Source organism: Mucilaginibacter sp. P1_A3 (assembly GCF_056406855.1).
The window spans coordinates 1-6,147 of record NZ_JBFTZJ010000028.1 but is presented as its reverse complement, the minus strand read 5'-3'; the positions used below and the strand labels follow the sequence as shown (position 1 = coordinate 6,147).

Sequence of the window (6,147 nt, the reverse complement as noted above, 5' to 3'; positions counted from 1 at the left end):
ATGTTTTGGAGGTTTTAACACCTCTTAACTTTTCATTTTTATTGGCTAAAATCGCTTTAGCTTTCTTTACTTCTTTTCCTCTTTCAAGGACCCTTCCGTTTGGGTCTGCAAAGGTAGAAACCTTTTCCGCTTTTCCAAAACCTTTTTCGCTTTTATTTTTTCAAGCGCTTTTTCAGTTTTCAATCCCCTTTTCCTTCTCTCTTTTCTCTCTCAGCGGCGGGGTGCAAAAGTGCGAATTATTTTTTGATCTGGCAAGTGAAACGTTCACTTATTTTAATCTATTTTTATTCGCTAACTTTTCAAAAAACAACGCTCTTTTTCTTGAGCGGCCACAAATGTACACAGAAAACCCCTTACGTACCAAGAGAATCTTTCAAATAATTAAAACAATATACAAGTACCTGTAAACTAACATCAAACTAATCCCGCCAACCTATTAATACCGGGCTATAATAGCATTTATTGAATTTGTATATTTACAAAGTATATGAACGACCATCAATTTCCTGATAATTTCCTGCAATCATTAAGCGCGGAAAATGGATTTAACGAAGAAAATTTCATCAAAGCACATCAAATTGCTGATGCGCCTACCTCTATAAGGTTAAATCCTTTTAAGCCTTCGGCATCAAAAACAGACGAGCAGGTGCCATGGTGTGCCGACGGTTTTTACTTAAACACCCGCCCATCCTTCACTTTCGACCCGCTTTTTCATGCCGGTTGCTATTATGTACAGGAGGCATCGTCTATGTTTATTGATCATATATTTAAAAATATCAGGCCAAATATTGATGAACCTGTAAAAGTGCTCGACCTTTGCGCCGCCCCGGGAGGCAAAAGCACCTTGCTTAACTCGGCCATTAATGCCGATGATCTGTTAGTGGCCAACGAAATTATCAAAACCCGCGTACCTGTATTAACCGACAATCTTAGCCGCTGGGGGCAGGCCAACGTTATCGTGAGTAATAACGACCCTAAAGATATTGGCAGACTTAAAAGCTTTTTTGATATTATACTGGTTGATGCACCCTGCTCGGGCTCGGGCATGTTCAGAAAAGATCCCCAGGCGATGAACGAATGGTCTGAAGCCAATGTGGAGCTTTGCCATCAGCGGCAGGAGCGGATTCTTGCCGATATATTGCCGGCCTTAAAAGAGGATGGATACCTTATATATAGTACCTGCTCCTACTCGCACCAGGAAAACGAAGATATACTGGATTGGCTTTGCCACGAATTTGATCTGGAAAGCATCCGCATACCTATATATAAGGAGTGGGGAATTGTTGAAACGCAATCGGCCAATAAACAGGCATGGGGATATCGTTTTTACCCCGGACAGGTTAAAGGTGAGGGCTTATTTGCCAGTTGCCTTAAAAAGAAAACCAATACCGGCGAACTGGGCAACTTTAAAAACAATATGCATCAAAAAGTAAGCAGTACCGAAATTGACCAGGTAAAAACATACATCAATAGCCCCGATGATTTTTATTATTTTAAAGTGAACGAAGATTGGCTGGCCATTAACCGTGTACATAAGGAAAGCCTCAATATTTTACAACGACACCTTTATCTTAAAAAATCGGGCGTACGCGTTGGTAAGCTGATGGGTAAGGATCTGATTCCCGATCATGAACTTGCTTTAAGTACTATCATGAATAAGGATGCCGTTTTGCAAACCGAATTAACCTATGATCAGGCTATCCAATATCTGCGACGTGATAACATCGACCTCCAACCAACCGAAAAAGGCTGGAGTTTAATGAATTTTGAAGGGCAGGCTTTGGGATGGGCTAAATTACTGCCAAATAGGATTAATAATTATTACCCTAAAGAGATCAGGATATTGGCGAGCCCCCCAACCCCCTAAAGGGGGAGCTTTTTGAATAGCATAGTGGGAACTGTGTTTTTCCCCCTTCAGGGGGTTAGGGGGCCTCTAATACTGCCCGGTAGACAATAATACCAGCGTACAGGCTTCCTCCGTTTCAATTCCTTTTTCATTGGCCAGGCGGCGCAGTTCAGAATTTTCGGTGCCGGGGTTAAAAATTATACGCCTGGGGTTGGTATTCAATATATAATCATACAGCGGCGGTTGGTTTTGCGGACCAACATATAAGGTAACTGTATCGATATCGTTATGGATAGCCTCTGCTTTTTCTATCGGTACACCAGCTATCTCGCCGGTTTTTATGCCCACATTAACTATAGTGTGGCCGCGGCCTGCTAATCTATTGGCGGCGAGGTTTGCATATCTGCTGGTATTTGGTGTTGCCCCCAGTATAAGTGTTTTTTTATCAGCCATTGATGATCCTGTTTAATAATGCTACCTGGCCAGAGTGATATATATGATGCTGAATTAGTCCGTTGATCAATTCTTCATAAGTAACACCTGTGCCCAGCTCGCGGTCCCGTTCGTCTGTTGTTAACTCATCCCATTGTTCCGGAGAGAACTTTTGGATAATGCCAATCAAATTTACGTTCACCAGCTTTAAATCTTCAACATAGTTTTGCCATTTTTGTTCGTCGGGGGCACCGGTCGGGGGCCAATCGCCACTTGTGGGGATGCCGGACGGTAAACCATTCATCCTGTCCATTACCTCTTCTGTCCAGGCTATCATGTGTAAAACAATCTCCGCAATATTATGTGCCGATCCAGGCGGCTTTTCATAAGCGGCCTCAAAACTGATGCCTTCCACAATTTTATAAACCGACGGGCCATACCATGGATCGCCCGATAATATCGTTTGTAATTTGCTGCTTAATTCTTCAGAAATGGTCATGCTAATATTTTTAAAGTTGCCAATGCACAGTTGATGCCGTCTATTGCAGCAGAAATAATGCCACCCGCGTAACCCGCGCCTTCTCCGCAAGGAAATAATCCCGCTACCTGCGGATGCTGCAACGTTTCTTTATCCCTTGGGACTTTTACTGGCGATGACGTACGTGACTCTACTCCCACCAAGATAGCTTCATTGGTATAATATCCCTTCATTTTTTTGCCAAAGGCCGGCAAAGCCTTTTGCAATCGTTTATTTATCCATGCAGGTAATACCTCTTTAAGCTCGGTACTTTTGGTACCGGGAAGATAAGAGTTTACCGGCAGATCATTTGATAATCGCCCTTCTACAAAATCAACCATGCGCTGGCCGGGAGCAACCAAGTTTCCTCCACCTGCATTAAATGCGGCATGCTCTACCTGTTGCTGAAAGCGCAGCATTTTAAACGGATCCTTATCATCCCCAGCAACATCTTCCATGTTGATCTGTACTACCGTACCCGAGTTGGCAAACGGATTATTACGTTTTGATGGGCTCCAGCCGTTCACCACAATTTCGTTTACTTCAGTGGCGCAAGGCGCGATGATACCGCCCGGGCACATGCAAAATGAAAATACTCCCCGATCCTCCACCTGCTCAACCAGGTTATAATAAGATGGCGGCAAATCAGGACCGCGGTATTCGCAATGATACTGTGCGCGATCAATTATTTCCTGCGGATGCTCAATCCTTACACCTAAAGCGAAAGGTTTTGCTTCGATCAAAATATTTTGATGGTGCAGCATTTCAAATACATCCCTTGCCGAGTGGCCCGTCGCCAGGATCACGGCATCGGCGGTCATTTTTTCGCCCGATGCCAGCTTTACACCCTTTATCTTGCCAAACTCTACCAGCAAAGCGGTAACTTTTGTATCGAAATAAAATTCGCCGCCAGCGTTCAAAATTGTTTCGCGCATGGCAGTAATAATCTGGGGTAATTTATTAGTACCTATATGCGGGCGGGCATCTATCAATATATCGGCATCAGCACCATGGGCCACAAACATTTTAAGTACCTGGTTCACATCGCCCCTTTTGGTAGATCGGGTGTATAACTTACCATCAGAGTAAGTTCCGGCACCGCCCTCGCCAAAGCAATAGTTGGATTCGGGATTTACCAAACCCTGCTTGTTGATATTTGCCAAATCCCGGCGGCGTTGTTTAACATCCTTGCCACGCTCCAAAATAACCGGCTTTAATCCAGATTCGATACACTGCAAAGCAGCAAAGATACCTGCCGGACCAGCGCCTACAATAATAACCGGTCGACCAAATTGTACGTCTGGATAATTGACGATATAGCTTTCGGGTTGATACAGCTGATCAATAAATACCTGCACCATCATGCGGTAAACCACTTTACGGCCGCGGGCATCGATGGATCTTTTTAAAATTTTAACTGCCGATAATTTTTGAGGCTGCATATTTAAAGCTGCAGCAGCAAGGCGTTTGATCACCTCTTCGTCTTCATGCTGCCCGGGAGGGCATACTATTTCAATTTCTTTTGTCATGTTGATGGCCGGGTTTTTATCCAGGATTAAGACAAAGGTAGGAAAAAGCCCCCTCTAAATCTCCCCCTAAAGGGGAAGACTTTTTATAAGTGCGCGAATAATTTTAGAATATATTCAAACTTTTGTTCCCCCTTCAGGGGGTTAGGGGGCTTGAGCATTCTGTCCGCCTATGCACAATGACCGTCCGCTATCGAACAGTTTTAAAAATCTATTATTTTACAAATACCTAATAATCAAATATTTATAAAATGGCACCGGTATTGGCATAGGCTTCACATATCAATAAATAACACCATGACTACCGCCGACGACCGTTTACAGACAATTTGGGAAGGATGCTTACGCAGCGAACGTAAATACCAGGAGCAATTTTATAAATTATTAGCACCAAGAATGCTGGCTGTTTGTATGCGCTATGCAACCGATAAAGATGAAGCGCAGGATATACTACAGGAAGGCTTTATTAAAATATTCAGGAACATGAATAATTACCGCGGCGATGGCAGCCTTGAGGGCTGGGTACGCCGTATTATGGTACATGCGGCTATTTCTCGCTATCGCAAATTAAAGCCAATTGTTTTGGTTGAAGATTTTAGCGCAGATACCGAAATGCCGATAAGCAAAGCGTACAATGATAATGGCCTTGAAGCAAAGGACCTCATGAAGCTGATCCAAAAGCTGCCTAAAACTTATCGTTCTGTATTTAACATGTATGCTATTGAAGGTTATTCGCACCAGGAAATTGGCAACTCATTAGGCATGAGCGAACTTTTATCGCGAACTACTTTGCATCGCGCAAGAACTATCCTTAAAGATATGATAGGCAAGCTAACCATGCGCGAACAACATTGCCTGGCATAAAGTTTCATCCCGCCCTCTCCAAAAGATGAGGGGGCTCACCTGCGGGAGTAATTATTCTCCCGTACCCCAGTCAGTGTTGCCATGCCCATCTCGGCACTTCCAGTTATATTTTATATCTAAGGCTTTCCAGGTTTGTGCATGTTGCGCTGCTATCATTACAATTTTCTCCGCAGCCAGCGCATCGTCATCCATAACGGTATCTATAGCGGTGATCTCATAATTGCCAGAATCCAGCTTTTTGGAGATGATGCTGAGCCTTGGCTGTACCTCATGCTCCTTATATTTATTCCGGTAATTAAAATATGCAACAACAAGCTCATCTACGTTTTTAATATCCTTCCGGCTGGCTACTGTATCATTGAATTTTTCGGGTGGAAGTTGTTTAAACGATTCGGCGCACGAACTAAAAAACACAAGCAGACTTAATACACTTATTATTTGCTTTGTACCCATGCCCTAAATAAAAGTTGTTTTCATTTTCAAATCACCAAATTATCAATTCTCAAACACATTCATCTGCACATCCAAAATTTTAAATCTCCACATTTGTTACCGGGGTTTCATTTTCAAAGCATCAAATTACATCCATCTGCACATCTGAAATCTGCACATCTGCCATTTGGATTTCATCATCAAATTACATTCATCTGCACATCTGAAATCTGCACATCTGCACATCTGTCTATTTGTGCTTTCCGCCCATGTAAAAGGTGATCTCGCCACCGTTCATGATCTGGGCATGGCTGATGAACAGGCTATCCAGCGTTTTGCCGTTCAATACCATCTTTTGCACATAAACATTCTTCGGACTTTGGTTTTTTACGTTGATAATGAACTTTTTGCCATTGTCCAGGTTGATCGTTGCGCCGTTTACCGCCGGGCTGCCCGTGGAGTATTGGTCTGAACCTGGGGCTACCGGGTAAAAGCCCAGTGTGCTGAAGATATACTACCAGGCGCTCATC

At 43.3% G+C, this 6,147-nt stretch carries 8 protein-coding genes; 3 read left to right on the top strand and 5 right to left on the bottom strand.

Annotated features, from left to right (window positions below):
• Positions 1 to 407, top strand: a 407-nt coding sequence (locus AC1D0K_RS30600) for a hypothetical protein (protein WP_477463151.1), incomplete at its 5' end; no start/stop codon positions are given.
• An 80-nt stretch (positions 408 to 487) separates the two neighbouring features.
• Positions 488 to 1,867, top strand: a complete 1,380-nt coding sequence (locus tag AC1D0K_RS30595) for a methyltransferase RsmF C-terminal domain-like protein (RefSeq protein WP_477399548.1) — start codon at positions 488 to 490, stop codon at positions 1,865 to 1,867.
• Between the two features lie 66 nt (positions 1,868 to 1,933).
• On the opposite strand, the gene AC1D0K_RS30590 is transcribed toward AC1D0K_RS30595, so the two are convergent.
• Genes AC1D0K_RS30590 through AC1D0K_RS30580 form a run of 3 tightly spaced genes read right to left on the bottom strand, consistent with a single transcriptional unit; the run spans position 1,934 to position 4,324 of the window.
• On the bottom strand, positions 1,934 to 2,299 hold the full coding sequence (locus AC1D0K_RS30590; protein WP_477399546.1) for a CoA-binding protein: 366 nt from the start codon (positions 2,297 to 2,299) through the stop codon (positions 1,934 to 1,936).
• Positions 2,292 to 2,777, bottom strand: a complete 486-nt coding sequence (locus tag AC1D0K_RS30585) for a DinB family protein (protein WP_477399544.1) — start codon at positions 2,775 to 2,777, stop codon at positions 2,292 to 2,294. Before AC1D0K_RS30585 ends, AC1D0K_RS30590 begins: the two co-directional genes overlap by 8 nt.
• Entirely contained in the window at positions 2,774 to 4,324 is a 1,551-nt protein-coding gene (locus AC1D0K_RS30580) for an NAD(P)/FAD-dependent oxidoreductase (protein ID WP_477443509.1), read from the bottom strand. The genes AC1D0K_RS30585 and AC1D0K_RS30580 overlap by 4 nt, the downstream gene beginning before the upstream one ends.
• 294 nt (positions 4,325 to 4,618) lie before the next feature.
• Here AC1D0K_RS30580 and AC1D0K_RS30575 point away from each other — a divergent pair, with 294 nt between their 5' ends.
• Positions 4,619 to 5,185, top strand: a complete 567-nt coding sequence (locus tag AC1D0K_RS30575; protein WP_477399540.1) for an RNA polymerase sigma factor — start codon at positions 4,619 to 4,621, stop codon at positions 5,183 to 5,185.
• A 51-nt stretch (positions 5,186 to 5,236) separates the two neighbouring features.
• On the opposite strand, the gene AC1D0K_RS30570 is transcribed toward AC1D0K_RS30575, so the two are convergent.
• Positions 5,237 to 5,638: a hypothetical protein gene (locus AC1D0K_RS30570; protein ID WP_477399538.1), complete on the bottom strand. Its 402-nt coding sequence runs from the start codon at positions 5,636 to 5,638 to the stop codon at positions 5,237 to 5,239.
• Between the two features lie 229 nt (positions 5,639 to 5,867).
• The gene (locus tag AC1D0K_RS30565; protein WP_477463152.1) at positions 5,868 to 6,116 is read right to left on the bottom strand and encodes a glycoside hydrolase domain-containing protein; all 249 of its coding nucleotides are present in this window, start codon (positions 6,114 to 6,116) and stop codon (positions 5,868 to 5,870) included.
• Between the last annotated feature and the right edge of the window lie 31 nt (positions 6,117 to 6,147).

Excerpts from the sequence above, each read along its gene's own strand:
- AC1D0K_RS30585 (WP_477399544.1), bottom strand. The coding sequence starts at position 2,777 with ATGACCATTTCTGAAGAATTAAGCAGCAAATTACAAACGATATTATCG.
- AC1D0K_RS30595 (WP_477399548.1), top strand. The coding sequence starts at position 488 with ATGAACGACCATCAATTTCCTGATAATTTCCTGCAATCATTAAGCGCG.
- AC1D0K_RS30570 (WP_477399538.1), bottom strand. The coding sequence starts at position 5,638 with ATGGGTACAAAGCAAATAATAAGTGTATTAAGTCTGCTTGTGTTTTTT.
- AC1D0K_RS30590 (WP_477399546.1), bottom strand. The coding sequence starts at position 2,299 with ATGGCTGATAAAAAAACACTTATACTGGGGGCAACACCAAATACCAGC.
- AC1D0K_RS30580 (WP_477443509.1), bottom strand. The coding sequence starts at position 4,324 with ATGACAAAAGAAATTGAAATAGTATGCCCTCCCGGGCAGCATGAAGAC.
- AC1D0K_RS30575 (WP_477399540.1), top strand. The coding sequence starts at position 4,619 with ATGACTACCGCCGACGACCGTTTACAGACAATTTGGGAAGGATGCTTA.